The sequence below is a fragment of the Microbacterium sp. BF1 genome (genome assembly GCF_019279095.1).
GTDB lineage: Bacteria > Actinomycetota > Actinomycetes > Actinomycetales > Microbacteriaceae > Microbacterium > Microbacterium maritypicum.
Window position 1 is genome coordinate 1 of record NZ_JAGYWT010000735.1, and the last position, 844, is coordinate 844.

Here is an 844-nt window from a genome sequence, read left to right on the forward strand (position 1 = left end):
GTCCCGGCGGTACCTCGACCGTGCGCTCGGCCGAATCCACCCGGATCACGGAGTCGACCTCCTGGCCGATCTCGAGCCCCAGGTCGGCACGCACTGCTTTGCTGAAGCCGATCATGTTCTCGCTGCCCATCCGCGCCAGGCGCAGGCGGGCGGTGCGTCCGCCGACGGTGACGGCCACGGGGAAGGCCTTGCCGGCACCGAGCGAGGCGACCTGCTCATCCGTGAGGAGGATCGCCGCAACGGGGCCACGGCCGGTGAGGACGGTGTGCAGGCGCAGTTCGCTCATGCCGGAAGAGTACGCCCGGGACCCTCGAGTTCGGCGGTGAGAATCGCGTTGCGCTCCGTGATGAGGTGGCGCATGTACTCCCGCATGAACAGCGCGTCGACGAGCCGGCCGAGCGGGCCGAACGGCGAGCGGAAGGTCACCGTGTCGTGCATGAGCGTGCCGGACGGGTGCTCCTCGAACCGGTGCTCGTGCAGGAACGCCGCGAACGGCCCCGAGATCTGCCGGTCCGAGAATCCGTTCGGGGGATCGATGTCGAACACGATCGAGCGCAGCCGGAACGGGATGCCGAAGTGGCGTGCCCGCCAGGTAGCGGTCGTGCCCTCGGTGAAGACGCCGCCGGCCGGTGCCTCGATCATCGTCTCGCCGAATCGGGCCATGCTCTTCACGTGCAGTGCAGGGTCGAGCGACGCGGCGAACACCTCGGCGGGGGCCGCACCGATAACCGTCTCGAGTGCGAACCGGGCCATGTCAGAGGGCTTCGGGCTGCGGACGCGGATCGGCGAAGTCGCCCGCGTCCTTGCGCAGCCTGGCCACGATCGCGACGAGCTCAGCGGCGTC

The 844-nt window shown here is 69.7% G+C and carries 2 protein-coding genes; both read right to left on the bottom strand.

What is annotated here, in order from left to right; translation table 11 throughout:
• Positions 1-286 (bottom strand): DUF1905 domain-containing protein (locus KZA10_RS16405; RefSeq protein WP_218683425.1); only part of this gene is annotated, 286 nt, incomplete at its 3' end.
• Complete coding sequence (locus KZA10_RS16410) at positions 283-753, bottom strand: SRPBCC family protein (RefSeq protein ID WP_218683426.1); 471 nt, start codon at positions 751-753, stop codon at positions 283-285. The genes KZA10_RS16405 and KZA10_RS16410, both read right to left, overlap by 4 nt.
• Between the last annotated feature and the right edge of the window lie 91 nt (positions 754-844).

What these genes read in the sequence shown, in the direction of transcription:
- KZA10_RS16410 (WP_218683426.1), bottom strand. Translation starts at nt 753, where the DNA reads ATGGCCCGGTTCGCACTCGAGACGGTTATCGGTGCGGCCCCCGCCGAG.